Here is a 23,890-nt window from a genome sequence, read left to right on the forward strand (position 1 = left end):
CCAGTAGAATCTGCGGAGCGAAATTTTTGAAGTAGTGGAAGGGGCCCCTTCCACTACTTCAAAAACATAAGAGCTAAATAACTTGTTTTTCCTAGGAATGAATTTACACAAAATAGTGGACTTGACTTAGCGAACCTCTCCTGATCAAACTTGCTTATGCCTTTGAACAGGCTACGAGTCATAGAAAAGCACCTGAACTTGGAGTGCTGGCATCAGAATAACTGCTTCATAATTGACTCATACTACTCCTGATAAAACAAAAAAGGAGCAGATGAGAATATGGGCAGAACCAAACGTGGAAATGGCAATGCACAGCGCAATAACAATAAACACAGACCGCAGCGCACAAGCGAAGAGCTTGTTGAATTCACAACCGGAAGCAAAGAAAAGAAAGAGAACAACGTGCAGGACTGATTGAGCAAAATCCTCCTTTTTAAGAGGGGGATTTTTTTGCTGGCATTAAAAGCTATGCGTCAATAAAAGCGGGATATCCAGCAGTTTAAAAACTATAAATCAGCCCTATTTATAAAGCAGGGCTTTATCCGCACATAAAATGGGCTATGCGCACAGAAAAAGTTTTATCCGCACATAAATTTAAGCTATACGCACAGAAAAAATTCTATCCGCACACAAATAGCTCCGAGCTCCATAATTTGCAGATAAATACTTGGAAAATACCCGAAAAAAGACAGTCTCCAAAGGAAAACTGTCTTCTTTTCTTTATAAAAATGTTATTCTTCCACTTTCTTCAGCGGTTTGGCAGCTGGACCTTCAACAACGGTTCCATCATAGGAAAAGCGGGAGCCGTGGCATGGGCAGTCCCAGGTGCGGTCACCATGGTTCCATTCACATTCACATCCCATATGAGTGCAGGTGGTATCCACAAGGTGAAGGCTGCCTTCAGGATCCCTGTATGCCCCTGTCCGTTTGCCTTTGATCATCACGACGCCGCCTTCATCACTTGACAGATCTCCAGTTTCTTTTGGCACATATTCTAGTTTGCCTTTGATCAGCTGTCCTGCAACATCTGTATTGGCTGCGATAAATTTTTTGATGCTTGGGTCAGCATGAAATCTCGATGGCGTAAACAGTTCTGCATAAGGGTTGTCCCTTTCCATGATCTGATCCTTTATCAGCATGGCGGCTGCTGTCCCATTTGTCATACCCCATTTTCGGTAGCCTGTTGCGACAAAGATATTCTTCTGTTTGGACGTGATCGGGCCAATATATGGGACCTTATCAAGTGTGTATAAATCCTGGGCAGACCATCGATAAGGATAATCAGTAATGCCAAGCACCTCTTCAGCAAACACTTCGAGGGCATCGTAGTGCTTCATCGTATCCGGCCCATGGCCCGTTTTGTGACTGTCGCCGCTCACTAAAATAAGCTTGTCTCCGTTATAAGGTGTGTACCTCATCGAGCGGGTCGGAGAATCTGCACTGTAATACATGCCTCCAGGGAAGTCCTCTTTAATTTTTACACCAAGTACATAAGATCTTTCCGGAGATAATCTGGAAAAATAAAACCCTTTCATATCCGCAAAAGGAAAGTGGGAGGCAGCAATGACATATTTGCATTTCAGGCGATGGCCGTCTCTGGTTACGACATCAGGAAGACTGCCTTCTTCAATATTTGCTGCTGTAGTATTTTCATAAACAGTTCCGCCCATATCCACAAAGTCTTTAAGCAGTTTTTTTAAGTATTTAACCGGGTGAAACTGGGCCTGGTCAAGCATGGAGAGAACGGCAGTCGTGTTAATGTTAAACGGAATACTCTCCTTCATTCTGTGTGGGATTCCCAGTTTTTCATAGGCTTGCCGCTCTTTATCGACTTTTTGTGCGTACTCTTCTGATACAGCATAGATGATAGCTTCTTCATTATTGAAATCGCATTCAATTTGATTTTCCGCTGCTGTGTTCCGGACGAAATTCAATGCATCAGCTGAAGCCTGATAATAGAGTTTAGCTTTTTCTACACCAAAGTGGCTAATTAATTCATCATATATTAAACCATGCTGTGCCGTCACTTTGGCTGTTGTATGGCCAGTGGTGCCGTTCAGGATATTGCCGGCTTCAAGAATCGCCACTTTAAAGCCTTCCTTGGCAAGAAGGTACCCTGCGGTAATCCCGGTAATGCCTCCGCCGACAATCGCAATGTCCGTTTGAGCATCTTCTCTGAGCTTATCAAAGGCAGGAAGTTCCTCTTCCCTCCAATATGGCTCTGGATATTGGGGTGTATTGCGGTTAGATGTCGTCATATTCGTCCTCCTACGTTATATTCATTCATAATTTTTCCTTTAAATCCTTTTCCTATGCAATTTCTCCTTCTTTAACCATACCCAAATAATTGTTAATTACTCAGATGGATTGGTATATGAGAACCTGAGCAGTTTTTTCTTTAATTCTGGATAAAATGTGCAGACTGGGAAAAGATATGCAATATCCAATATTAATGGGGTACAGTAATGATTACTTTCAGCTATCTGACCATTTTTCTGCTCTTGGCAATATTGAGCACTATATTTGATATGAGATTATTTAATTATACGTTTTTCGAAGCTTTGAGGAATCTGTTTTCAGAGATTGCCACTGGAAGAATGATTATTATTTTTACTATTTTGATTGGCTTGGCCTCAAGTACAGTGGCAGATTTCCGCCTTTTGAAAGCGAAGAAAAAGAAGCGGCCATCATAGAAACGCTTGCTTAATTGAACGTACACAGGGGATTGGTGATGGAATGTTAAAAGAGAATATATCTCTCAGCCAGCTGCTGACATTGTTGATCAATTTCCTTTTAGGAAGCGCCATTGTTGTCGGAGTAGGCGGGGATGCCAAGAAAGATGCCTGGATTGCCATTGCAGTTTCCATTATGTTTGGGTTTGGGATCATGCTATTCTATTATTTCCTGATTAGCAGGGTCCCCGGAAAAAATTTGTATGAGCTCATGGAAATGGGTTTTAAAAGACCGATCGCCATTATTTTTTCTAGTATATATGTAGTTTATTTTCTGTACCTTGCCAGCCGGGTGGTCCGGGATTTTGGCGAGTTGATTGCTTCGGCCATTCTGCCGTCGACGCCAATCGAAGTTATTTCGCTGACCATCTGTCTTGCCATGGCCTATATTTTATATCTCGGTCTTGAAGTACTTGGCAGAACTTCAGAAATTTTTACTCCTTATTTATTCGGATTTTTATTCCTTCTGACCATCCTTTTATTTGCAAGCGGGAATGCCGATCTAAATGAAATAAAGCCTGTGCTCGGAGATGGGCTTAAGCCTGTTTTAAAGGCGCTTTTTCCAACTTTGATTGTGTTTCCTTTTGGCGAGCTTATTGCATTTTCACTCATCCTTCCCGTAGTAACCAATTTTAAATATTGCCTGCGTGTGTCATTGCTGGGAGTGGCAATTGCGGGTGCGTTATTATTATTTGCGATGTTTTTAATGATAGTGACACTTGGAGCTGATGCTTTGCTGCGTTCCAATTTTCCCATGCTCAGTTCAGCACGTGAGGTCTCCATCGGCAATTTCATCGAAAGAATTGATGCGCTCGTTGTTTTTATCATGATGCTGGGGATTTTGGTTAAGGGGTCGGTGTTTATGTTTGCCGGATTAAAGGGCCTGGAATACACATTCAGACTTCCGTACCGGTATTTTTCCCTGCCTGTTGCCATGCTTGTTTCAGCTTATTCTGTATTGATATCAGTAAATTTCGGTGACCATTGGCAGGAGGGACTTGAGATGGTCCCATATTTCCTTCATTTGCCGATGCAGTTCGGGCTGCCTTCACTTCTATTGATTGCAGTTTTATGGAGGAAGCGAAAGAAAAAGGCTAAACCCGGCACAAAGGGGATGAAGTTTTGAGTATTCTTAAATCACTTTTAAAAATGCGCAAAAAAAAGGAGTACCCTGTTCAGGTTGAGGAAGCAGCAGTCGCAGGTCCGGATCTAAAAAACTTGAATCTGGAACAGCTGAAAGAAAAAATAATTGCTGAGTTTGGAAGCACGATTGATTTAAGCATAGATGAGCTGAAAACAGAAGGCAAAGATGCGCTGCTTGTCTATCTTACAACCATGATTGATACTAAATCACTCAAGGAAACGATCCTGCAATCCATCAGCGGGCAGAAGGAAGGTTTTCATTTATCAACAGAGGATGATTTAAAGTCTTTATGTAAGGAAAAATTCGGAGGAGCAGGCTATCAGCTGGTTGAGACATTCGATGAGATTATCATCTCTCTCCTTTATGGAAACATCATAATTTTATTTAAAGATATGGAAAAGGCGCTTTCCCTTTCTATGGCTATTGGTGAAGACCGGTCCATAACTGAGCCAAGCACGCAGACAGTTATCAGGGGTCCTAAGGATGGGTTCGTTGAGTCGATTACAACAAATGTAAGCCTTCTGAGAAGAAGAATAAAAAACAGAAACCTCCGTTTTGAGAGATTCATTATTGGTTCTGAGACTAACACAACTGTATACATCGGGTATATGGATGGCATCGCAAATGAAAAGATTGTTGAGGAGGTACGCAAAAGACTTGGAAAGATAAAGGTGAATGCTATCTTTGAATCAGGAAATATTGAAGAGCTGATTGCAGATAAAGCAGCGACACCTTTTCCGCTGGCTCTGAACAGTGAGAGGCCTGATGCAGTGGCATCCAATTTACTTGAAGGGAAAATCGCCATTCTTATTGATGGCACACCTTTTGTGCTGGTGGTTCCGGCTGTACTAGTCGATTTCTTTTCCATTGCAGAAGATTATTATCAAAACTTCATGATGGGAAGCTTCTTAAGAATAATCCGTTATGTATCCTTTATGATTGCTTTGATTACACCTTCCTTATATGTCGGGATTTTAACCTTTCACCATGAGCTTCTGCCCACGCCCCTTCTTCTCGGGATTATTGCCCAGCGGGAAGGAGTGCCGTTTCCAGCAGTAATTGAAGTGATATTGATGGAAGTAACCTTTGAGATTCTAAGGGAAGCCGGTGTCCGGATGCCGAGAGCTGTCGGGCAGACTGTTTCAATCGTAGGTGCTCTCGTAATCGGACAGGCTGCGGCAGAAGCAGGGATTATATCGAATATTATGGTCATCATTGTCGCTATCACAGCCATTGCAAATTTTGTATCCCCCACTTATAGTTTTGCTGCAGCAGCAAGGCTGTTAAGGTTTCTTCTGATTATTGTGTCGTCCATATTGGGTTTGTATGGCGTCCTGATTGTACTTGTTTTTATTGTGGCCCATCTAAGCTCTCTCAGATCTTTTGGCATTCCATATCTTTCGCCGGTGGCCCCGTTTATCATCGAGCAGCAGAAGGATGTATTTTTCCGATTCCCGATCTGGAGCATGAGGAAGAGGCCAGCATATTTAAAAACGCAGAATCCTGAAAAATTTCCAAAGACAGGATCGCCTTCTCCTCCTCCAATGAAAGGAGATCAGCCCAATTGAAAAATTTTGGTGTGATAGCCGCCATTTTATTAGCGGCAATACTGTTGTCTGGATGCTGGGATCAGCGAGAACTGGGTGAAATAACCGTTGTCACGGGAATTGCTGTGGATAAGGGAGAAAACGATAGTTATATTCTGACTGTAGAAGCCATTAATGCAACAGAATTGAATAACCGCACCGCAAGCGGATTTGCTCCATCCATTATTTATTCTGCTGAGGGGAATTCTATCGCAGAGCTGATCTATAGAGTTAATGAAGGGATATCCAGGCATTTGATTTATTCTCACATGCGCACACTGATTATCGGAGAGGAGCTTGCAAAAGAAGGGATTATTGACTTTATTGATTTTCTGGAAAGAAACCGGGAAATCCGTGATGATTTTAATATATTGATTGCAAGAGATTCTAAAGGTTCTGATGTTCTAAAAGTGACGTATCAATTCCAGAAATCTACATCTTTAAAATTGCATACTCAACTGGACACGATGATGAAGGATTGGGGCGGAGACCCGGGAGTGAGAATGAATGATGTCATTACGGCATGGACCGCTCGTGGCCGTCAGCCTGTAATGGCCGCTGTCAGGATAAAGGGTGACCCAGAGGCTGGAGCCAATACAGAAAATATGATGAAGGTCACCCCGGACGCGCTTGTTGTCCTGGACTCGCTGGCTATTTTCAATGGTGATAAGCTGGTAGGGTTTCTGACTTTGGAGGATTCAAGGAATTACTTATGGATTCAGGATAAAATTAATAAAACCTCTATTACTGTAAAATGCAGCGAAAGCCGTTATATGGGGATTAGAGTATACGATACAAAGACAAAGATTAAAGGGAAACTCGAGAATGGAAAAGCTGATATTCATATAAAAATTAGAGCAGAGGCTTATATTGAAGGGGCTTATTGCAAAGATCAGTTTGTTAAAGTAAAGACATACGAAGAAAACGGGAAAATTGCAGAGAAACAGGTTAATGAAAAGGTGGCAGAAACGATCAAAAAGGTCCAGCAGGAATATGGTACTGATATTTTTGGTTTTGGTGAAGTTGTGCTGAGACAGGATTATCAGAATTTCAACAAAGTCGAGAAGAACTGGGATGAAAAATTTGCTGAAGCGGATATACATGTAGACACATCATTAAACATTCGTCGAACGGGCATAAGGACTAAAAGCTTTCTGAAGGAAGTAAAGTAGAATTGAGATCCTTTCATTCATTGACGCATAAAAGCTGTATTGATATAATTTTTTATAAATTCAGCTAATTATTATTGAAAAGGTCTGGGCATTTTTCCAGACTTATTTCTTTTAAAGGGGAAAGGTCAAATGAATTTCGAAACGTCTGTCCTTCATAGAAAAAATAACAGCAATCGCAATATTAAAAGTAAAGTCAGCCCCATCTATCAAACCTCAGCTTTCGCTTTCAGCGATCTTGATGAGCTGGAGGGGTACTATCAGGGTAACGGCAACTACCTCTATTCCCGGGTCGGAAATCCAAATACAGATGAGCTTGGTGAATTAATTGCCGGTCTTGAAGGCGCGCCGGCCGGGACAGCCTCTTCCTCCGGTTTATCTGCCATCCTCTCGGGAGTGCTTGCTGTGGTCAAAAGCGGCGACCATATAGTGGCTGCCGATGATCTGTACGGAGGCAGCTTCCATTTAATCAAGGAAGAGCTGACACAGCTCGGTATAGAAGTAACCTTTGTACCATTCTCTGATCTTCACCAGGTGGAGGGGGCCATTAAGGAGAATACAAAACTTTTATACTCAGAAAGCATCACAAATCCTTTATTGAGAGTTGAAAATCTAGAAGGAGTCGTCCGCCTGGCGAAGAAGCATCATCTCGTTACCTTGATTGATAATACATTTGCCACTCCCTATCACTGCCAGCCCTACTTGAAGGGGATTGATCTAGTCGTCCATAGTGCAACCAAATACATAGGCGGACACAGTGATATCACTGCAGGTGTCCTTGCTGGAGATGAAGAGCTGGTTGGAAAAGCACGCGGGAAAATTGTAAACCTCGGGGCAAATCTGAGTCCATTTGAAGCGTGGCTGACATGCAGGGGAGCGAAAACGCTGGCTCTCAGAATGAAGCAGCAGTCTGCCAATGCCAGAAGAGTCGCAAGGGTATTAGAGAAAAACCAGGAAGTAAACAAAGTCTATTATCCTTTCCACCATGGTGAAGAAGGGTTCGGCGCCATCGTCACGATTGAATTGTCTGAGAGTGCAGATGTGAATAAATTTTTCAAAGAGCTTGGATGGATAAAAATTGTACCGACACTTGCAGGCGTTGAAACGTCCGTATCCCATCCTCTGACAACATCTCACCGTGCGCTGCCTCCTGAAGTATGCAAAGAACTTGGTATTACTAAGCAGGTGGTGAGGATATCCATGGGCATTGAACATCCGGGTGATATCATTGCACAGCTGAATGATGCTGTTAATCGGAGTCGGTGCTGACCTGAAAATCTGTACAGATTTCAGGAATGAAGTGAATCCTTCCATTAAATACTAAGGGGTACAGTATTTTAGGAAGGAGCTGACACCATGCCTGAGCTTCCGGAAATGGAAACATACAGAAGGCTGTTAACAGAGAAACTGGTCCGTAAAGTCATTACTGATGTAGAGGTGAACCGCGAAAAATCAATCAATGTGCAGCCATCCCAATTTAAAAGTCAGCTGATTAATGTGCAAATAACGGAAATCCACAGAAGGGCCAAGCACCTTGTTTTCAAGCTGAGTTCCGGTAAAAATCTGCTGCTGCACCTTATGCTTGGGGGCTGGATGTATATCGGCAGCGAAACGGACAATCCTGACAGAATTAAACAGGTTATTATTTCTTTTGGTGATAAAAACCTTTATTTTATTGGACTAAGACTTGGCTATCTGCATTTGCTGACAGACGAAGAGGTGGATAAGGAGCTTTCCCATCTGGGACCGGAGCCTCTGGATCACACATTGGGATTTCTAGCCTTCCGGGAACTGATTGGACGCAGAAGAGGAATGCTGAAAACAACATTTGTGAATCAGAAGTTTCTCTCCGGAATCGGCAACTGCTACAGCGATGAAATCTGTTTTGAGGCTGGACTGCTGCCAATGAAAAAAGCTGATGAATTGGATGAGGATGAAATAAAAATCCTGTATCAGTCCATGAAGGGTGTATTAACCCGTGCTATTCAGTTTGGGGGCTACATGGAAGAGCCATTATTTAAAGGGGATGCCAAAACCGGGGGTTATAATGAGCAGTGTAGGGTTTATGACAGAGAAGGAGAACCATGCCTTCGCTGCAGCAGCCCTATAGTCAAAGAAGAAATATCCTCACGAAAAACGTTCTATTGTGCAAACTGTCAAAGCCAGTAAAGAGGCTGCCAATACGGGCAGCCTTTTTTCTTTACTCTTTCGAATCACTCTGAATCTTGTCAACAGTGGTGGAATCTCGGGAATCCATTGCACCCTTTAGAAAATGGACAAGCATAAATCCGACAAACCCCAATGAAACAATAAAACCGATTGTAATAGCCCACATTAAAGCCATTCTTTAACCTCCCTTTTCTATTAGCGCAAAGTTTCCTTACTAAAAGATATATGCCTGAAATCTGCAATCTTTCCCATTCGATTATGAAAAAAGGAAGGGGATAGTCTGCTGCATATCGAAGTATTGAAGGATGGCATAAAGAGTTTTACAGCCAAAAGCGCTAAAGGAGGAGATCTCTTTTGGATTTTAAAACGGCAGATTTATGTGATGACCACAGCCAGGAGCTGCGTATTTGCCAGCAGGAGTTTAAATCTTATGGGCAAAAAAGAAAGTTTTCCGGTCCAATTTTTACTGTTAGAGTGTTTGAAGATAATGTCCTGGTAAAAGAGGCACTGGAATCGGTTCCTGAGGGAAGTGTGCTGGTAGTTGATGGCGGCGGGTCAAAAAGATGCGCCTTAATGGGTGATCGGCTTGGCGGGATTGCTCAATCAAGAAAGCTTGCCGGTGTAATTATTTATGGGTGCGTTCGAGACACAGTAGAGCTCGGAAGCCTCGATACAGGCATTCTGGCACTTGGCTCAAACCCTTTGAAGAGCCGAAAAGAAGGAAAAGGGGACAGCAGCATTCCTATCACGTTTGGAGGGATTGACTGGAAGCCGGGTGAATATGTATATGCAGATGAAGATGGTGTGATTCTCTCTTCATTACCACTTATTTAAAGTCGAACACCCGCTTATGAGCGGGTGTTTTCTATTTTTGGCACTTTCCTGCTCAACAAAGATCCTTATCTAAAGGGGGTCCATAACATGATTATAATCTTTTTGCTTTTATGGGCAGCGGCCATTTATCTTTTGTTCCGAAGCAGGAGTGAGGAAGAAGAACACTTGTTGCTGAAACTGATCGGTTATTATCTATTGGGAACATTTACCTTTAGTTTTAATGGTATTGTCTTACCAGTAGGTTTTGTGAACAGTTTATTCCTGAAGCCCCGGCAGAACAGAAGGGTGAAGCGGGGCTCTGCGATCTTTGGGCTGGTAATAATGCTCCTTGGTCTTTTGTTATAGTTGGCAGGGTAAGGCCGAATGAATTGAAGGCTATTAATCCTCTTTAACCGCTTCCTTTTCAATGCTGATTTCTTCAGGCAGCATTGTAGAAGCCTTCGGGACCTGGCGGGGCTCATAATCTATTTCATCAGATGAATATACTCTGATCAACATCTGGCCGTGCATAGCTTTTGCCCGAATCAGCAGAGGGAAGCTGTAATGGTTCTTAAAGGTGAAATCAGGGCCATACCAGCTTACCGTTGCATCCCGGCCGGGCGGTACATATGGAACCTTCTTGCTGTGGGAATAACGCTCGAGCACCTTCACGCCTGCCCGATCAACTGCATTGAACAAAGTGGAGGAAACCTGGCAGATCCCCCCGCCAATATCTTCTGACAACTCTCCTCGTACAATCACCGGAGCGCGCATATAGCCTTTCCCCGCCGTTCTTTTGCCAACAGCCCGGTTAAAAGAAAAAACCTCATTCGGAAACACGACAGTATTATCAAGGGCTTCGGCTGCAAGCTGAATATTATGAGAGCGTGAGGTGTTATTTGGATTAAAATATGTAACATACTGGCCGATCATTTTAACCCGGATATGGGAAAGAAGGTCCCGATCGACTCGTGGATAAACGGGGAGCATCGGAATCTCAATTCTGGCCGGTCCTTTATCATAAAAATAGGAATAAAAAATATCTGTGAATGCTTTACGGTGCAGTATTTTGCCTGGTTTCTCAGCAACGATCTGCCCGCTATCGCCTATATAAGCGTTCATAGGCGGAATATACGTCTGACGATCCAATGTCTCGAGCAGCTGAATGAACCGTTCACTATCTACCAGAGGAAGCCCTGGAAAAGGTATTTGATAGTTGATTCTGCTGATACTTGAAATGGATTCGCCGTTATTTTCAATGGATAAATTTTCTGTAAGTCCGGCAGTCTGTGTTTGTGCTAATAGCATAATCCCTAACATCCATGAGAAATACATATCACACTTCACCTCCGCCATTAGTATTGGCATGAAAGAATTCTTTCATGTGCCGAAAGAATTGTTAATCAGGCGATTTTCATCTGCATTGGAAGCTTGCTGAAAGCAGCAATTAGAAACACACAAAAAGGAAGCTCCGGTGATCGGAGCTTCCTTTTGTATGCCAATTATCTTTCTTCATTAACCAGCTGGCAGTCTGCTGAGGAATCATCATCATTTTTATCAACCCAGAGCTTGTATATAGCTTTCCCGTCACTAAGCGTTCCATCTGCCATATCCATTGGAAGCAGGGCGAAAAAGACATAATAAAAGGAAAAATAGACAAATTGGTACCACAGCATATTTGCATCCAGAATGCCGATTCGGATCAAGTAATTCACAAGGAAAATACTGGCGATGTTTAAAATGGATCCTCCTAAAAAGATAAGAGATTTGGTCAGTTTATTGCTGTATGTTAAAGATGTATACTCACATCCCCCATACCAGAAATAAAACCGCCTAACCTCCAAATACCTCGTTGAAAAAAGTATTTTGCCTGTGCCAATAATAACCTTGATTCCTTTCCCGCCAAAGATGGCTGCAAAGAATATATGACCTAATAGATGAATGAGTGTGACTATAGGGAATACCACAAAAAAGGCTTGAATGAACTTCATAAAATCATCATACCCAAACATGGGAAGACCTCCACTTCAATAGATGTATCAAAAACTGCATATTGCAGACATCATTATTATTTGTTTGCATACCCCATGTGTACCCCTCAATCTTCTGTTCTAACGTACATTCTTTTTCCAGATTTCCCAGCTTTATTAAGAGAGGCCGAAGAAACGCTACGTCTCAGGTCTTATTTGAAAATAAAGCTGGGGCTCGTTATAGCATTTTTCTAAAACAGGTAAGATGAAATCAAGAAAGGAGGAAACGAAAATGAAAAAAATTGGATTATTGATAGCAGGTGGAATTGCGGCGTTGGTGCTGATTTCAAATCTTGGGCCCATCGTGGGCCTGGCAGTTAGTGCGGCGATTCTATACTTTGTGTTTAAACAATTTTTAAAAGCAGAAAGCACGATGACGAAAATCGGATTTGGCATCATCGGGTTCATTGCTCTGATGGCTACAGCTTCCAACTTCCCGGCCATCTTAGGGCTTGCAGCAGCATACGTTTTATATCTGGTCTATAAAAAGTGGAACGATTCAGGCTCAAGTGCAATGGAAGAAGACAATGACCCTTTTGCCAGCTTTGAAAAGCAGTGGGCAGAATTAAACAGAAACTAAAAAGAGGAGAGATCGATATGGCAAACCTATTAACAAGAATCAAAGATACAGTTATGGCAGACCTTCACGAAGCATTGGATAAAAAGGAGAAAAAGAATCCAATTGCCCTTTTAAACCAATATCTTCGTGATTGTGAGCGGGAAACAGAGAAGGTCCGCAAGCTCTTGGAACGTCAATATACATTAAAGGATGAATTCACCAGGGAATACGAACAGGCGAAGAACCTTGCAGACAAACGCAAGCGCCAGGCAGAGGTTGCGTCACAGGCCGGCGAAGAGGAACTCTATCAGTTTGCAGCTCAGGAGCAAATGCAGTATGAAGAGCGTGCCGGACGTTTAAAGGATCTCCTAAGTCAGGCAGTGCAGCAAATGGGTGAGCTTGAAAGAAAATATGAGGAAATGAAGCACAAACTAAAGGATATGCACATCCGCCGCATGGAGCTGATGGGCCGCGAAAATATTACACGCGCCAACCACAGAATGGATAAGGTGCTCGATCAAAACAATGACAAATCCTTTACAAAATTCCAGGAAATCGAATCCTATCTTGATCGTCTAGAGCATGAGGTGAAAAGCTCCTATCACCGCAGCACTATCGATGCACGCATCGCGCAGCTGGAAAAAGAGATGGAGAAGAAGCCTGTATTGTAGTCGTTATTTCTTAAGCATCAGCTCAAATTAACAAGAGAGTAAAATAACTCTGTCTGTACAAATTTTTTCCTACTTAATGAAAAAAAAATGGTATTCTAAGAAGGCGTGGAAATACTGCGCCTTTTAATCAATCATTCCATTACACAAAAGGGGGATGCCTCATGAACACAAACAACAAAAGCGATTATATGAGCTGGATCATCATATTGGGCATTGTCTTTCTCTTTGTGGAAATCGCCTTTTTTAACAGCGGCGTGGTGTTCTCTCTTCTTGTGCCAATTGGAATGGTATATATCGGAAGAAAGTGGATGCCTAAGAGCTCCGGTAAATGGCTTTTCTGGCTGGGATTACTTTTTCTGCTCATCACTATTTTCAATATGATGACGCTGAAATTTTTTCTGCTGGCGATTTTGATTCACCTGCTGATTCAGTTTAGACAGTCCAAAAAAGAACCTAAACGGATTCAGCCGCAGTTAAAGGAACCATCAGTCAACCTCCAGAAAGAAACGGTCATAAGAAAGAATCCTCTTTTTTCCAATATATTTGTCGGCCAGCAAAAAACGCCTGAGCAGGTGTATGAATGGAATGATATCAATATCCAGACCGGTATAGGTGATACGGTCATCGACTTAAGCTATACAGTTATTCCAAAAGGAGAAACTGTCATTTTCATCCGGAACTTTATCGGAAATGTGCAGGTGCTTGTTCCTTATGACGTAGAGGTGACTGTCAGTCATTCAGCCATAGCGGGTAAGGCCCGAATATTTGAGTACGAAGAATCAAAGATGTTTAATCAGCATCTTCACCTACAGACACCTGGCTATGATCAATCAGGACAGCGCGTTAAAATTTTCACTTCTATTGCAGCCGGGGATATCGAGGTGAAGCGCGTATGAGTATCATCCAGCGGCAAATTGCATGGGGAGCGGGCATGTCCCTCCTCATTCTTGCTGTCCTGACAGCCTCTTTTTTTAGTATGTTCCCCATTCCCGGCTGGCGTGATCTTTGGGAAACGGAAATACTGGATATACCATTTATCATATTTGTGCCGAGCGTAAGCCTGGCCCTAGGCCTGATCTTTGGTTTGCTGTCAGGCATATACTGGCGCCGGCAGCTTTTTGCTGTAGACATTATACTTCATCAGGTTGAAGAAGGCAGGCAATTAAATGTTTCTGAAATGGGTAAAGAATTGGAGTCTATTGCAATCAGGGCCGAGAAGATTCAAAGGAATATGGCAGAACAGGCAAAGATCTCCCAAAAGCTGGCAAACGAAAAAGCGGAAGATATCGAGAACAGGATGCAGGAAATCGTTTCCCAGGAACGGAACAGGCTCGCCCGCGAGCTGCACGACTCAGTCAGCCAGCAGATGTTTGCAGCGTCCATGATGATGTCCGCCATTACTGAAACGCAGCAGGATCCTGAAGACAGGCAGGCAAAACAGCTGAAAATGGTGGAGGAAATGATCCATCAGTCACAGCTCGAAATGCGAGCCCTTCTCCTGCACCTTCGTCCGGCGGCACTTAAGGGCAAAAGCCTCCAGGAAGGAATTGAAGAGCTTTTGGTCGAATTGCTACAGAAAGTTTCCATGGAGATTGAATGGAAGGTGGAGAGTTTTCCGCTTGATAAAGGGGTGGAAGACCATTTATTCCGTATCCTTCAGGAGGCTGTGTCCAACACCCTCCGCCATTCCAAATCGCAAAATCTTGAAGTGCTCCTCATTCAAAGAGATGATTATGCGATACTCCGGGTGGCTGATGATGGAGTCGGGTTTGATGTAGAGGAATCGAAGGCAGGCTCCTATGGTCTGCAGAACATGTATGAACGCGCAGCGGAAGTAGGCGGCAGTATGAAAATCATCAGTGTGAAAAATAAAGGAACCCGCCTTGAAGTAAAGGTTCCGATTATATAAATAATGTCTGCTTAGGCAAGACTAATTCTGAGGGTGAGGCCAATGATTAAAGTACTTTTTGTGGATGACCATGAAATGGTTCGGATTGGAGTGTCTTCTTATCTTACGGCACAGCCGGATATTGAGGTTATAGGAGAAGCGGATAACGGAAAAACAGCGATTGAACTGGCACTTGAATTGCGGCCGGATATCATTTTGATGGATCTCGTCATGAAGGAAATGGACGGAATCGAGGCGACCGGAAGAATCATTGAACAATGGCCGGAAGCTAAAATCATCATTGTGACAAGCTTCCTGGATGACGAAAAAGTGTATCCGGCTTTGGAAGCCGGAGCGACAAGCTATATGCTGAAAACCTCCAAAGCCAGTGAAATTGCGGAGGCAGTCCGCTCGACCTATCATGGACAGTCAGTGCTTGAACCGGAAGTAACAGGCAAAATGATGGTGAAAATGAGGCAGAAAAATCAGCTGCTTCCTCATGAAGAGCTGACAAGCCGCGAGATGGAAATCCTCCTGTTAATGACAGAAGGAAAAACGAACCAGGAAATCGCCGACGAGCTTTTCATTGCCTTAAAAACAGTTAAGACTCATGTGAGCAATATACTAAGCAAGCTGCAGGTGCAGGACAGGACCCAGGCTGTCATATATGCCTTTAAGCACTCGCTAGTTAAATAATGTCTTTGGAGAGCTAATCATTGATATTAGCTCTTTTTATTTTGCCAAAAAATGATTCGGAATCTGTTGATGAGGGTAACAATAAAACCAAATAAAAATATTTGGCGGTGATGTAATGTCAGTGATTGCTTTATTGAAAAAAGGAAACAAATCATCGGGAATGGCAGCAATCGGAAATACGGCACTTGCAATTGCAAAAGGTCTGGCAGCTTTTGCAAGCGGGAGCGGAGCCATGCTTGCCACGACTCTCCATTCTCTGGCAGATGCACTGAATCAGGGGTTTGTGTTCTTTGGCAGTGCACTTGCGGAAAAGGCGCCAACCAAACGATTTCCAACAGGATTTGGCCGGGTGATCAACCTTTTTGTATTAATTGCTGTTATCGTCATTTCCATTATGGCTTATGAAACATTACATAAAGGCTGGGAATTGATTCGGCATCCAAAGGAATCAACTGATCTCTGGCTCAATGTGGGAGTAATGATACTTGCCGTAGCGGTTGATGGATTTATTTTAATAAAAGCCATGAAGGAAATCGGCCATGAAACGAGGAATCCTGCCAAAGGATTTGGCATTGTGCCTGTTGCCTTTAAAAATGTCAGGCTTGCCTCTCCTCCAACTCGACTGGTTTTTTATGAAGATATTATTGCAACATTTGGTGCGCTGCTTGCCCTTGTTTCGATTCTAATCGCTCATTTTACAGGACTTCACTTCCTTGATGGAGTGGGCACAATCTTAATTGGGCTGCTTCTGGTGGGTATCGCTGTAAAAATCGGATTTGAAAATACGCTTGGCCTGATTGGAGTGGCCGCCCCAAAAGATATCGAAGACCGTATTGCCCAAATTATTCTGGATGACCCCCAGGTCGTGGATATTAAACAACTGCGTCTGATCCAGGAGGGAAGAAGGTACCATGTGGAAGGGTACATTGAGCTGGTTGAAGGACTGACCCTTGCGGTTGCGGATGATATTAAAATCGGTGTAAGGAATCAGCTGCTTGATGACCCTGATATTAGTGACGTAACGCTCGGAATACTTGAAACAGACCAAATCCAGACGTGGAAATGAAGAAAAAAGGAAGCCTTGTGATGAGGCTTCCTTTTTTGCTGTCTTAACTTTTTTTCCTAGTCAGGAGAATGCCTGCTGCTGTGAAAAAGGCAGCGAAGTAAGCGGCAAAAGCCACATTTGGGTCATTTTCCATATTTCTGACTCCAATGCCTATAAATGCCCAAACAAACACAAGCGGATAAACCCAATCATTATTTTTAATCCGGAACACAAGGGCCAGAGCGGTGGCCACTGCGAGCATAATGTATGTCCACACACTGTCTTTAAGACCCCATCCATCCCAGCCAATAAAGGTAAGATAAAAGCTGATATTGGCAATCGCCGCTACAGAAATCCACCCTAAGTAAACAGAAAATGGGGCAACATCCAGAAACTTAGGATCAAACTCTGAGGTACTTTTGTATATAAAAATGAGAATAAAAAGAAGTGCAATCATAATGATTACGGATATAAGAAAATACTCGAAGTGCCAGGCGAAAATCCATAGACTGTTAAATATACAGCTCACAATAAATAGAAGGCTGGTCTGCCTGTAAATAGGAAGATTCTTTCGCCTTTTAGGAAGTTGCCTTGCCAGCCAGACACCCAGCAGCAAGTAGATAAATCCCCAAATGCTGAATACATACCCTGCCGGCGTGAATAGAACCTCCAACTTGTTGGATATTTCACCTGTTGTCTGCCCATTCAAAGGCAGAATGTTTGCCAGCGCATTTACTGCAATCATGACCAAATAAGCCGCTATTTCAAACAATAGAATCAAAAATACCTCTCCTTCCTTATAAGAGTATATATTCCACTTTTAATGGAGCTATAATCTTTTAAAGTTTTATTTTATTTTTATACCAAAATACGAATTTTTATTAATTTATTTCCTTTATATCTTTTCATTTCTGCTAAAATGCTGTATAGTCTTATACAAATCTGAATAATTATTTAAATCTGAATAACCTAAGTATGAATCTCCTATAGCACAGCGTTTATAAGAAATACGATTATTCAATAATGAATAATCTGCGGGAGGAACTGAATGAACAGCATTTTCATGGACTGGAATAATGACAGAGAAGTCATATCTTCAATGGAAGAAGACATTATGGTCACTAATGCAGACGGCATAATTATAAAGGTCAGTAAAGGCAGCGGGGTGCACTATGGCATCGAACCGGATACGCTGCTTGGTGAATCTGTTTATGAACTTGAAAGAAGAGGAGTGTTTAAGCCTGCGATTACTCCTGAAGTATTAAAGAAAAAGAAAAAAGTCATTCTGGTGCAAAAAGCCGGTTCAGGCAAAAAAATCCTGGTTACTGGTATTCCTGTTTTCAATGAAACGGGAAATATCGATCATATTGTCAGCTATTCTTATGATGTTTCAGAACTTCTTGTTATAAAAGAATATCTGAATAGTGTCGAGGAGGAAATGGCCAGGGTGAAGAGTGAACTGGATCTCCTCCGCAATAAAAGCATTAAAATGGATGGCATGATTGCTGACAGCCAGGCGATGAGAAATATTGCCGAAACCATTAGAAGAATCCGCGATGTAGATGTCACCGTCCTGCTTCTGGGGGAGTCAGGAGTCGGAAAATCGGCTCTCGCCAAATGGATTCATCAAAACAGTACTCGAAAAGACGGCCCGTTCATTGAAGTAAACTGCAGTGCGATTCCGGAATCCATCTTCGAAGCAGAGTTTTTCGGGTATGAAGGCGGCGCTTTTACAGGTGCAAAGAATAAAGGAAAAATGGGATTTGCTGAAATGGCCAAAGGAGGCACACTATTTCTTGATGAAATTGGCGAACTCTCAGCCCATCTGCAGGCAAAGCTGCTGAAATTCATACAAGACAAGCAGTTTTACAGAGTAGGAGGGACAAAGCCTGTTCAGGCAGACTTTCGGTTGCTGGCAGCGACGAACAAGGATCTTGAGAAAGCAGTGGAATCCAGGGATTTCAGACAGGACTTATTCTTCCGGCTTAACGTGGTGCCCTTAAAAATTCCGCCGCTCAGGGAGAGGAAAGAGGATTTATTTGCTCTCATTCATTATTTTCTACACTCTATCTCCAGGAGGCATAATCGGGAAAGACACTTGGATAAATCCCTGGTCGATCACCTGCTGCAGCTTGAGTGGAAGGGAAACGTAAGAGAACTTGAAAACCTGATGGAGCGGCTTATTGTGACAAGCACCAGCCTGGTGATCACGAAAGACGAGCTGCCTTATGAATACCATATGCAAGGAAAAAAAGAGGGTTTAATAGAATATGAGGGACAAACTCTTCCCGCTATATTGGAAGATGTAGAGAAAAAAGTATTAACCGATGCAAGAAAACGTTACCGGACCACTACTGAAATAGCAGGAGTCCTGGGGATTAGTCAGCCTTCAGTAGTAAGAAAATTAAAAAAATATGATTGTTAATACATACTTTGGCATGAATATTGCATTAAAGAATAGCAGAGAAACATAACCAATACACCTATGCAGGATTCAGGAGGGAAAGTATGAACGGAGAAAATTGGAGTCATCTTGTCGGAAACATTTCAAACTTATTAGCGCCCAGTATGGCAAAGGATCATCCGAATTTGCCGGTGGTGAGCGCGGAAGGGTGCTATTACTACGGTGTCGACGGAAAAGAGTATTTGGATTTTACATCAGGCATCGCAGTGGAAAATGTCGGGCATCGCCACCCGAAGGTTGTACAGGCCATTAAAGACAGTGCAGACCATTTGGTGCACGGTCCGTCAGGCGTAATCATCTATGAATCGATTTTGCGGCTCGCAGATGAGCTGGGAAAAATTATGCCGGGAAATCTGGATTGCTTTTTCTTTGCGAACAGCGGGACTGAGGCGATTGAAGGAGCTATTAAGCTTGCAAAGTATGTCACGCGGAGGCCCTATGTTGTTTCCTTCACAGGCTGTTTTCATGGAAGGTCAATGGGGGCACTCAGTGTATCCACATCGAAAAGTAAATACCGCAAGTATCAGCAGCCGTCCTGGCTGACATATCACCTCCCATATGCGGATGAGCGGGATTGTCCATTTGGTGAAGATCCTGAGGAATACTTCCCAAGAAAACTGGAAAGGGATGCTGAAACACTCTTCAAGCATCAGGTAGACCCGGAAGAGGTTGCCTGCATGATCATTGAACCGGTTCTCGGGGAAGGCGGATATATCATTCCTCCAAAGAAGTGGCTGCAGAAGATCAGGGAAATTTGTGACCGGAATGGAATTCTGCTGATATTTGATGAAGTGCAAACCGGCTTTGGCCGTACTGGAGAGTGGTTTGCTGCCCAGGCATTTGATGTTGTGCCGGATATCATGGCGATTGCGAAGGGAATCGCGGCTGGACTGCCATTAAGTGCAACTGTAGCTTCAAAGGAACTGATGGAAAAATGGCCGCTGGGTGCCCATGGAACCACCTTTGGGGGAAATCCGATTGCCTGCTCTGCAGCATTGGCCTCTCTTGAAGTCCTAAAAACTGAGAATCTTTTAGAAAACGCAACGCAATTGGGAGAGTATGCATTACAGAAATTACAGGCTTTGAAAGCTGAACATCCTGCAATTGGCAGTGTCAGAGGTTTGGGGCTGATGATCGGCATTGAAATCATCAATCCGCAAACCGGAAAACCGGATGGGAACGCGGTAATGGATATCCTGAATTCTTCTCTTGACAAGGGAGTCCTCTTTTATCTATGTGGAAATTCAGGGGAAGTGATTCGGATGATTCCACCGCTTGTTGTGACAAAGGAGCAAATTGATCAGGGTCTAAAAGTATTGAAAGAAGCACTTATGGAACATGAAGCAGTTGTTTCGAAATTATAAGGAGGTAAGAGCATGAAGGCTGAGACAAGGGTTAAGCCGCAAGTTGACACAGGGGAGTATTGGAAATTTATCATTCCATCTTTAATTGGGTCCGTCCTATTTCTGGTTCCAGTTAAATTTCAGGGTGAAGTCACGATTGGTGTCGGTATTTTAGCCACTCTCTTAGGTAAAGCATTCAGTGAGCAGATGCCTGCCATTATTATTTTTATATTAGGGTTGTCTGTTGTTCTTTCTATCCTGGCAAAAACAGTAAAGCCCGCATTTATAATGGATAAAAAGTTTCTAAAGGGCTTATTTGATACAGGCAAATTTGGATTAATCATGAGAATCCTTGGATTCGCAGTAGGAATCATGACTTTTTATGAAATCGGGCCTGAATTTATCTGGTCGCGTAATACTGGCGGAGTGGTTCTCTACGACCTTGCTCCTGTTTTGCTTACGTGGTTCCTGTTTGCCGGCGTACTTCTGCCTCTGCTGGTGGAATTTGGGTTAATGGAGTTCATTGGAGCACTTGTTCAAAAATTCATGAGACCATTTTTCACCCTTCCAGGCAGGTCCTCCATTGATTGCCTTGCGTCCTGGATGGGTGCCGGAACAGTAGGCGTATTAGTAACAACGAAGCAATATGATGAGGGCTTTTACACAAAAAGAGAAGCTGCGGTTATTGCGACTACCTTTTCAATTGCATCTGTTGCTTTCAGTCTTGTCGTTGCAAATGTTGTTGGCCTTGGACATTTATTCATTCCTTTTTACTTAACCGTTTCTGCCGCCTGTGTCGTGGCTGCATTGATTATGCCAAGAATACCGCCATTATCGCGGAAGCAGGACACTTATTATGAACCGGTAGGACAGCAGATTGATGAAACCATTCCAGAAGGGGTTTCGAAATTGAAATGGGGATGGGAGCAGGCAATTGATAAAGCAAGGAATGCACCGGGTCCCAAGAAGCTTTTAAGCGATGGGATTGAAACGGTACTGGATATTTGGATGGGCCTTATCCCGCTTGTTATGAGCCTGGGAGCTGCAGCCCTGATTATTGCGGAATATACTCCTGTATTTAAGTTTATTTCATATCCGCTCATTCCGGTTTTAGAATTTATGCAATTGCCCGAAGCAGGTGCTGCGGCACAAACCATGCTTGTCGGATTTGCTGATATGTTCCTTCCTGCTGTTATCGGAAGCGGAATTGAGAGCGAGCTGACGAGATTCGTTGTGGCAGGCCTTTCATTAACACAATTAGTATACATGTCTGAAATCGGAATTCTGATCCTGCGTTCAAACATTCCGCTGAGCTTTATGGATTTATTCGTTATTTTTATCCAAAGAACGATTATTACGTTACCTGTTATTGTAGTGATTGCTCATATTTTTGTATTTTAGCTGAAAGGAGGGCGGCATTAGGCTGCTCTCCTTTTCATTATATTAATCTTCTTAAAAATTCCTAAAAGCAATATATTATTGGGGCATGTCTCATATCTTATATAGAATCTGCATTATATAAGGAGAGGCGCAATGAGTAAATTCTTCAAAGGAGTCATCTTGCTTGCACTGGCTGCTTTTGCAAGCGAATGTATAGAGTTTGTGGTGAATATGGTGCTCGCCCGGGAACTGGGAGAGAGGGGTCTCGGCATGTACATGTCGATTTTGCCGACCATATTTCTGATCGTGCTGCTGGCCAGTTTTGAGCTTCCGATCTCGATTTCCAAATTCATTGCCGAAAAAGATAAAAGGTATCATCTCAGCATGCTTCATCATGTCATCAAGCTGACCATTATCTTTACAGTCGTTTTGGTGCCGGCTGCAGCGATTATAATTCCGTTTATCAGTGTTTTTAATGAGTACCACCCGCTCTTAAGATGGGTTGTGATCGGCTTCATTCCCATCGTGTCCTTTTCCTCGATTGCCAGGGGTTTTTTCATGGGCAAGCATCAAATGGGAAAAATTGCAGCATCCAATTTTCTGCGCAAATCCGTTCAGCTCCTGCTGCTCGTGGTGCTTTATCAGGCCTTTCAATTTGAAGTCAATACAGCGGTCTTTATTGCTTTTTGTACGTTTATAGGGAGTGAGATTGTTGTTTTTCTATACTTGCTGAATATGTTTATTATTCAGTATCAGCGGATTAAAAAAGAGCCATCTGACTTTGTCAGCGGAAAAAGTGTGAGGCAGAACCTGATCTCCGTGTCTGTTCCGACAACGGCTTTAAGGGTCTTCCATGCCTTGACACATGCTGTTCAGCCGTTTTTGATCAAGGCCGCTCTCTTAAAAGCAGGAGTGCCGGGCGAAGTTGCAACAGAACACTTTGGAATGCTAGCCGGTGTCGCCATGACCATTGGTTTTTTTCCATCCTTTATAGCCCATTCCTTTTTAATCATGCTGATCCCTACAGTCTCCAAAGAGTATGCTGATCATAATCTGGGAGAGCTTCGCAGACTTCTTCAGCAGGTGTTCTTTGTCACCTTTTTATATGGTATCCCATCGGTTGTATTTTTCTATTTCTTTGCGCGGCCGCTGACTGAGATGTTTTTTCACTCCACAGATGCAGCGGTGTATTTGCAGCTGCTATGGCCATTCTTTCTGCTCCACTTTTTCATTATCCCGATGCAGGCCTATTTAATCGGACTGGGACTGATGAAGGATGCGTTCTTTCATTCCGTCTGGTCTACCGTTGTTTCATTCTCGGCCATGTTTGTTCTTGGTTCGATGCACAGTCTGCAGATGGACGGAATTATTGTGGGCATGAATATGGGCGCTGTTCTCCTGGCGATGATGCATTATGTAACAGTATGCAAAAAAATCGGCCTGACACTCTACCTATCACCAGCTAAGCAGTTTAACTGAAGCGGCAAAAAGCATCTCCACCATGGGGATGCTTTAATCTTCTTTTTCCTGTTTAGGGCCAAACTTATCCTCAATTGTTTGTTCTTCTCCATATAAAATAATATGGTCGCCTTCCTGCAGTTCTGTAACAAGCCGCTCTTTTCTGATTTTTACATCGCCCCTTTGGATAAATAGCACATTAATATCTTCATCCTCGTCGATAACATCCCCCAGCTCTTTACCATTAAACTCACATTCTTCGTCAATAAAATAGTCCAAAACATGATCATTATCTTCCGTGAGAAGTGCCTCTCTTATCGGAAGATCGCGAAAATCATAATGTTCTTCGAGTTCATGTTCCAATTTACCTGGAAGAAAATCCCGTACCTTGGGAAGCCTTAAAATAATGATAATCAGGACCAGTGCTGCTGCCACGAATGAGATTTTGGCCGTATAAAATTCATCCGAAAGAATATTGCTGATTGCAGAAATAATGACTGCCAAAGAAAAGGCGCCGAATAAAATTAGAAACGCTCCAAACCTTCTGCGGATCGGATGATCAATGATGAGTTCCGATTCTCCAGTTGTAAATCCTGTGCCTGTAAGCATGCTGATCACCTGAAATCTGGCAATATGCTTATCAAGCCCTGTATAGGTGAAAATAAGAGTATGAATTTCAATAACAGCTAATACGATCCCCAAATAAATCAGGATGAAAAGAACACCCATCATGCTTCCTCCGA

At 42.9% G+C, this 23,890-nt stretch carries 25 protein-coding genes; 19 read left to right on the forward strand and 6 right to left on the reverse strand.

Annotated elements, in window-relative coordinates:
- The first annotated feature begins 279 nt into the window (after positions 1 to 279).
- A complete protein-coding gene (locus tag M3205_RS25650; RefSeq protein ID WP_019382593.1) occupies positions 280 to 414 on the forward strand; it encodes a hypothetical protein in 135 nt (44 codons plus the stop codon).
- Positions 415 to 731: 317 nt separating this feature from the next.
- On the opposite strand, the gene M3205_RS14805 is transcribed toward M3205_RS25650, so the two are convergent.
- Positions 732 to 2,258 (reverse strand): FAD-dependent oxidoreductase, encoded by a 1,527-nt coding sequence (locus tag M3205_RS14805; RefSeq protein WP_251170624.1) that lies wholly within the window; start codon positions 2,256 to 2,258, stop codon positions 732 to 734.
- A 207-nt stretch (positions 2,259 to 2,465) separates the two neighbouring features.
- Here M3205_RS14805 and M3205_RS14810 point away from each other — a divergent pair, with 207 nt between their 5' ends.
- The 6 genes from M3205_RS14810 (at position 2,466) to mutM (ending at position 8,800) form a co-directional block, all read left to right on the forward strand.
- The gene (locus M3205_RS14810) at positions 2,466 to 2,693 is read left to right on the forward strand and encodes a hypothetical protein (protein WP_251170625.1); all 228 of its coding nucleotides are present in this window, start codon (positions 2,466 to 2,468) and stop codon (positions 2,691 to 2,693) included.
- 43 nt (positions 2,694 to 2,736) lie between these two features.
- Positions 2,737 to 3,858, forward strand: a complete 1,122-nt coding sequence (locus M3205_RS14815) for a GerAB/ArcD/ProY family transporter (protein ID WP_251170626.1) — start codon at positions 2,737 to 2,739, stop codon at positions 3,856 to 3,858.
- Positions 3,855 to 5,444 (forward strand): spore germination protein, encoded by a 1,590-nt coding sequence (locus M3205_RS14820; RefSeq protein ID WP_251170627.1) that lies wholly within the window; start codon positions 3,855 to 3,857, stop codon positions 5,442 to 5,444. Before M3205_RS14815 ends, M3205_RS14820 begins: the two co-directional genes overlap by 4 nt.
- Positions 5,441 to 6,634, forward strand: coding sequence for a Ger(x)C family spore germination protein (locus tag M3205_RS14825; protein WP_251170628.1), 1,194 nt, complete (start codon positions 5,441 to 5,443; stop codon positions 6,632 to 6,634). The genes M3205_RS14820 and M3205_RS14825 overlap by 4 nt, the downstream gene beginning before the upstream one ends.
- A 129-nt stretch (positions 6,635 to 6,763) precedes the next feature.
- Positions 6,764 to 7,900 carry a trans-sulfuration enzyme family protein gene (locus M3205_RS14830; protein WP_251170629.1) on the forward strand — a complete coding sequence of 379 codons (1,137 nt, stop codon included), beginning with the start codon at positions 6,764 to 6,766 and terminating at the stop codon, positions 7,898 to 7,900.
- 87 nt (positions 7,901 to 7,987) lie between these two features.
- A complete protein-coding gene (gene mutM, locus M3205_RS14835) occupies positions 7,988 to 8,800 on the forward strand; it encodes a bifunctional DNA-formamidopyrimidine glycosylase/DNA-(apurinic or apyrimidinic site) lyase (protein WP_251170630.1) in 813 nt (270 codons plus the stop codon).
- A gap of 31 nt (positions 8,801 to 8,831) precedes the next feature.
- Here the strand turns inward: mutM and M3205_RS14840 are convergent, their stop codons facing one another.
- Positions 8,832 to 8,975, reverse strand: coding sequence for a hypothetical protein (locus M3205_RS14840; protein ID WP_251170631.1), 144 nt, complete (start codon positions 8,973 to 8,975; stop codon positions 8,832 to 8,834).
- A gap of 179 nt (positions 8,976 to 9,154) precedes the next feature.
- Between M3205_RS14840 and rraA the strand changes: the two genes are divergently transcribed.
- Entirely contained in the window at positions 9,155 to 9,634 is a 480-nt protein-coding gene (rraA, locus tag M3205_RS14845; RefSeq protein WP_251170632.1) for a ribonuclease E activity regulator RraA, read from the forward strand.
- Positions 9,635 to 9,721: 87 nt separating this feature from the next.
- Entirely contained in the window at positions 9,722 to 9,979 is a 258-nt protein-coding gene (locus M3205_RS14850; protein ID WP_251170633.1) for a hypothetical protein, read from the forward strand.
- A gap of 33 nt (positions 9,980 to 10,012) precedes the next feature.
- Here the strand turns inward: M3205_RS14850 and M3205_RS14855 are convergent, their stop codons facing one another.
- Both M3205_RS14855 and M3205_RS14860 read right to left on the reverse strand, forming a co-directional pair.
- A complete protein-coding gene (locus M3205_RS14855; RefSeq protein ID WP_251170672.1) occupies positions 10,013 to 10,948 on the reverse strand; it encodes a VanW family protein in 936 nt (311 codons plus the stop codon).
- 167 nt (positions 10,949 to 11,115) lie between these two features.
- Complete coding sequence (locus M3205_RS14860; RefSeq protein WP_251170634.1) at positions 11,116 to 11,625, reverse strand: hypothetical protein; 510 nt, start codon at positions 11,623 to 11,625, stop codon at positions 11,116 to 11,118.
- A 250-nt stretch (positions 11,626 to 11,875) separates the two neighbouring features.
- On the opposite strand from M3205_RS14860, the gene M3205_RS14865 reads away from it, so the two are divergent.
- The 6 genes from M3205_RS14865 (at position 11,876) to M3205_RS14890 (ending at position 16,523) form a co-directional block, all read left to right on the forward strand.
- Positions 11,876 to 12,223 carry a lmo0954 family membrane protein gene (locus M3205_RS14865; RefSeq protein WP_251170635.1) on the forward strand — a complete coding sequence of 116 codons (348 nt, stop codon included), beginning with the start codon at positions 11,876 to 11,878 and terminating at the stop codon, positions 12,221 to 12,223.
- A gap of 17 nt (positions 12,224 to 12,240) precedes the next feature.
- Positions 12,241 to 12,873, forward strand: coding sequence for a PspA/IM30 family protein (locus M3205_RS14870; protein WP_251170636.1), 633 nt, complete (start codon positions 12,241 to 12,243; stop codon positions 12,871 to 12,873).
- 161 nt (positions 12,874 to 13,034) lie between these two features.
- The gene (gene liaF / locus M3205_RS14875) at positions 13,035 to 13,769 is read left to right on the forward strand and encodes a cell wall-active antibiotics response protein LiaF (protein WP_251170637.1); all 735 of its coding nucleotides are present in this window, start codon (positions 13,035 to 13,037) and stop codon (positions 13,767 to 13,769) included.
- Positions 13,766 to 14,782: a sensor histidine kinase gene (locus M3205_RS14880; RefSeq protein ID WP_251170638.1), complete on the forward strand. Its 1,017-nt coding sequence runs from the start codon at positions 13,766 to 13,768 to the stop codon at positions 14,780 to 14,782. The genes liaF and M3205_RS14880 overlap by 4 nt, the downstream gene beginning before the upstream one ends.
- A gap of 42 nt (positions 14,783 to 14,824) precedes the next feature.
- A complete protein-coding gene (locus M3205_RS14885) occupies positions 14,825 to 15,457 on the forward strand; it encodes a response regulator transcription factor (protein ID WP_095244349.1) in 633 nt (210 codons plus the stop codon).
- A 115-nt stretch (positions 15,458 to 15,572) separates the two neighbouring features.
- Positions 15,573 to 16,523: a cation diffusion facilitator family transporter gene (locus M3205_RS14890; protein WP_251170639.1), complete on the forward strand. Its 951-nt coding sequence runs from the start codon at positions 15,573 to 15,575 to the stop codon at positions 16,521 to 16,523.
- A 43-nt stretch (positions 16,524 to 16,566) separates the two neighbouring features.
- On the opposite strand, the gene M3205_RS14895 is transcribed toward M3205_RS14890, so the two are convergent.
- The gene (locus tag M3205_RS14895; RefSeq protein ID WP_251170673.1) at positions 16,567 to 17,247 is read right to left on the reverse strand and encodes a TspO/MBR family protein; all 681 of its coding nucleotides are present in this window, start codon (positions 17,245 to 17,247) and stop codon (positions 16,567 to 16,569) included.
- Between the two features lie 303 nt (positions 17,248 to 17,550).
- Between M3205_RS14895 and M3205_RS14900 the strand changes: the two genes are divergently transcribed.
- The 4 genes from M3205_RS14900 (at position 17,551) to M3205_RS14915 (ending at position 23,168) form a co-directional block, all read left to right on the forward strand.
- Entirely contained in the window at positions 17,551 to 18,927 is a 1,377-nt protein-coding gene (locus tag M3205_RS14900; protein WP_251170640.1) for a sigma-54 interaction domain-containing protein, read from the forward strand.
- Positions 18,928 to 19,010: 83 nt separating this feature from the next.
- Complete coding sequence (locus tag M3205_RS14905; RefSeq protein WP_251170641.1) at positions 19,011 to 20,330, forward strand: aspartate aminotransferase family protein; 1,320 nt, start codon at positions 19,011 to 19,013, stop codon at positions 20,328 to 20,330.
- A 12-nt stretch (positions 20,331 to 20,342) separates the two neighbouring features.
- Entirely contained in the window at positions 20,343 to 21,710 is a 1,368-nt protein-coding gene (locus M3205_RS14910) for a YjiH family protein (RefSeq protein ID WP_251170642.1), read from the forward strand.
- A gap of 132 nt (positions 21,711 to 21,842) precedes the next feature.
- Entirely contained in the window at positions 21,843 to 23,168 is a 1,326-nt protein-coding gene (locus tag M3205_RS14915; protein WP_251170643.1) for a polysaccharide biosynthesis protein, read from the forward strand.
- A 33-nt stretch (positions 23,169 to 23,201) separates the two neighbouring features.
- Here the strand turns inward: M3205_RS14915 and M3205_RS14920 are convergent, their stop codons facing one another.
- Positions 23,202 to 23,879: a TrkA C-terminal domain-containing protein gene (locus tag M3205_RS14920; RefSeq protein WP_251170644.1), complete on the reverse strand. Its 678-nt coding sequence runs from the start codon at positions 23,877 to 23,879 to the stop codon at positions 23,202 to 23,204.
- Between the last annotated feature and the right edge of the window lie 11 nt (positions 23,880 to 23,890).

This window comes from Cytobacillus firmus (assembly GCF_023715565.1).
GTDB lineage: Bacteria > Bacillota > Bacilli > Bacillales > Cytobacillaceae > Cytobacillus > Cytobacillus firmus_C.

Bases quoted from the DNA above. Each gene is read 5' to 3' on its own strand.
- M3205_RS25650 (WP_019382593.1), top strand. From the start codon at position 280: ATGGGCAGAACCAAACGTGGAAATGGCAATGCACAGCGCAATAACAAT.
- M3205_RS14805 (WP_251170624.1), bottom strand. From the start codon at position 2,258: ATGACGACATCTAACCGCAATACACCCCAATATCCAGAGCCATATTGG.
- M3205_RS14810 (WP_251170625.1), top strand. From the start codon at position 2,466: ATGATTACTTTCAGCTATCTGACCATTTTTCTGCTCTTGGCAATATTG.
- M3205_RS14815 (WP_251170626.1), top strand. From the start codon at position 2,737: ATGTTAAAAGAGAATATATCTCTCAGCCAGCTGCTGACATTGTTGATC.
- M3205_RS14830 (WP_251170629.1), top strand. From the start codon at position 6,764: ATGAATTTCGAAACGTCTGTCCTTCATAGAAAAAATAACAGCAATCGC.
- mutM (WP_251170630.1), top strand. From the start codon at position 7,988: ATGCCTGAGCTTCCGGAAATGGAAACATACAGAAGGCTGTTAACAGAG.
- M3205_RS14840 (WP_251170631.1), bottom strand. From the start codon at position 8,975: ATGGCTTTAATGTGGGCTATTACAATCGGTTTTATTGTTTCATTGGGG.
- M3205_RS14850 (WP_251170633.1), top strand. From the start codon at position 9,722: ATGATTATAATCTTTTTGCTTTTATGGGCAGCGGCCATTTATCTTTTG.
- M3205_RS14855 (WP_251170672.1), bottom strand. From the start codon at position 10,948: ATGTATTTCTCATGGATGTTAGGGATTATGCTATTAGCACAAACACAG.
- M3205_RS14860 (WP_251170634.1), bottom strand. From the start codon at position 11,625: ATGTTTGGGTATGATGATTTTATGAAGTTCATTCAAGCCTTTTTTGTG.
- M3205_RS14865 (WP_251170635.1), top strand. From the start codon at position 11,876: ATGAAAAAAATTGGATTATTGATAGCAGGTGGAATTGCGGCGTTGGTG.
- M3205_RS14870 (WP_251170636.1), top strand. From the start codon at position 12,241: ATGGCAAACCTATTAACAAGAATCAAAGATACAGTTATGGCAGACCTT.
- liaF (WP_251170637.1), top strand. From the start codon at position 13,035: ATGAACACAAACAACAAAAGCGATTATATGAGCTGGATCATCATATTG.
- M3205_RS14880 (WP_251170638.1), top strand. From the start codon at position 13,766: ATGAGTATCATCCAGCGGCAAATTGCATGGGGAGCGGGCATGTCCCTC.
- M3205_RS14885 (WP_095244349.1), top strand. From the start codon at position 14,825: ATGATTAAAGTACTTTTTGTGGATGACCATGAAATGGTTCGGATTGGA.
- M3205_RS14890 (WP_251170639.1), top strand. From the start codon at position 15,573: ATGTCAGTGATTGCTTTATTGAAAAAAGGAAACAAATCATCGGGAATG.
- M3205_RS14895 (WP_251170673.1), bottom strand. From the start codon at position 17,247: ATGATTGCAGTAAATGCGCTGGCAAACATTCTGCCTTTGAATGGGCAG.
- M3205_RS14900 (WP_251170640.1), top strand. From the start codon at position 17,551: ATGAACAGCATTTTCATGGACTGGAATAATGACAGAGAAGTCATATCT.
- M3205_RS14905 (WP_251170641.1), top strand. From the start codon at position 19,011: ATGAACGGAGAAAATTGGAGTCATCTTGTCGGAAACATTTCAAACTTA.
- M3205_RS14910 (WP_251170642.1), top strand. From the start codon at position 20,343: ATGAAGGCTGAGACAAGGGTTAAGCCGCAAGTTGACACAGGGGAGTAT.
- M3205_RS14915 (WP_251170643.1), top strand. From the start codon at position 21,843: ATGAGTAAATTCTTCAAAGGAGTCATCTTGCTTGCACTGGCTGCTTTT.
- M3205_RS14920 (WP_251170644.1), bottom strand. From the start codon at position 23,879: ATGATGGGTGTTCTTTTCATCCTGATTTATTTGGGGATCGTATTAGCT.